This is a genomic window from Actinosynnema sp. NPDC023658 (assembly GCF_040639995.1).
In the GTDB taxonomy this organism is placed as follows: domain Bacteria; phylum Actinomycetota; class Actinomycetes; order Mycobacteriales; family Pseudonocardiaceae; genus Actinosynnema.
This window is the reverse complement of sequence record NZ_JBFAAX010001081.1, coordinates 1-1,783: the sequence shown is the minus strand read 5'-3', so window position 1 is coordinate 1,783 and position 1,783 is coordinate 1. Positions and strand designations below refer to the sequence as shown.

General features: G+C 70.1%; 1 protein-coding gene. It reads left to right on the top strand.

Going from position 1 to position 1,783, the window contains the following annotated elements; translation table 11 throughout:
• Positions 1-170: 170 nt before the first annotated feature.
• Positions 171-1,783, top strand: a 1,613-nt coding sequence (locus tag AB0G02_RS38270) for an alpha/beta hydrolase (RefSeq protein WP_360804827.1), incomplete at its 3' end; no start/stop codon positions are given.

The window sequence follows — 1,783 nt, the reverse complement described above, 5'->3', positions numbered from 1 at the left end:
CTGTTCTGGACGTAGGACTCTCGCGTCGTGAACGTAGGACTCTCGCGGTTAGGGGGTGCGAACCCTCCGTTCTGCGGGTGTTGCTGGACACGTTCGAGTGAAAGCCTCGCGCCGGGACGTCGCTGAGTCACTGAGGGGCGACGTCGAGTGAACCGAGGGAGCGCTACCCCATGCAACTCCGCACCAGAGCGTTGGTCCTCGCGCTGGCCGTCGGCACGGCGGTGTCCGGCTTCGTGGGAACCGGCTCCGCCGTCGCACAGGACGCGCAGACAGCTCAAGACGCCCAGCAGGCCCAGGGCACGCCGATCCAGTGGTCCACCTGCGCCCAGGACGTGCTGGAGGAGATCCCGGCCGCGCAGCGCGACAAGGTCAGCTGCGCCAACCACCCCGTCCCGCTGGACCACCGCAAGCCGCACGGCGCCAAGATCACCATCGCGCTGATGAAGCGCCCGGCGCTGGACCCGGCTCACCGGATCGGCTCGCTGTTCATCAACCCCGGCGGCCCCGGCGGCGCCGGCCTGATCTACTCCGCCTACGGCAGCTCGTTCTTCCAGCCCGAGGTGATGAACCGGTTCGACCTGATCGGCTTCGACCCGCGCGGCGTCGGCCGCAGCTCGCCGCTGCGCTGCTTCAAGACCGTCGAAGAGGCCGACGAGGTCTTCGGCCGCATGTCGCCCATCCCGGTCACCCGCACCGAGATCCGCGACACCATGGGCGCGACCGAGGACTACACCGACGCGTGCGCGCGCACCGCGAGCCCGCTGCTGGACCACATGTCGACCGAGGACGTGGCGCGTGACCTCGACCTGCTGCGGCAGGGCGTGGGCGACCGGCAGCTCACGTTCGTCGGCTTCTCCTACGGCACGCTGCTCGGCGCGACCTACGCCAACATCTTCCCGTCGAAGTCCCGCGCCCTGGTGCTGGACGGCAACGTCGACCCGGCGCTGCGCACCTCCAACGGCGCGGAGTACGACCGGCAGCGTGCGAAGGGCTTCGAGATCTCGCTCGACGCGTTCCTGAAGCGCTGCGACGCCGACGGCGACAAGTGCGCCTACAGCGACGGCGACCCGCGGGCGAAGTTCGACGAGGTGCGCGACCACCTGCGCACGCAGTCGATCGCACTGCCGTCCAAGGAGGTCGTGACCTACGCGAGCTACATCGGCCGCGTCACCAGCGACCTGTACGTGCCGACCCGGTTCAAGGCGCTGGCCGCGTGGCTCCAGAGCATCTACGCGGCGCTGCACCCCGGCACGACCACGTTCTCCATGCAGGAGCAGGTCGCGCTGCTGCCCCCGCTGGCGAACAAGCACGGTCTGGCCGACGTGCGGGCCGGACTCGCCGGCGACACCGAGTACCTGTCCGACGACTCCTACTACGGCGTCAACTGCACGGACAAGCCGTTCCTGCGCCTGCCGCGGCTGTTCCCGCTGGTCGCCGCGGCGTGGGAGCGCGAGTCGCCCACGTTCGGCCGCCAGCAGGCCGCGTCCGACCTGCTCACGTGCGCGACCTGGCCGGTGGCCCACCCCGACCGCTGGGCGGGCCCGTGGAACAAGCGCACGCCGAACCCGGTCGTCGTCGTGGGCAACTACTACGACCCGGCCACGCAGTACGAGTTCGCCAAGCGCATGGCCCGCCAGCTCGGCAACGCGCGGCTGATCAGCGTGGACGCGTTCGGCCACTGCATCCTCGGTGACAGCGCCGGCGCGGACACCCTGGTGACCGACTACCTCGTCAACCTGAAGGCCCCGGCCAACGGTCAGGTGTTCCAGCCGAACGTCCCGCC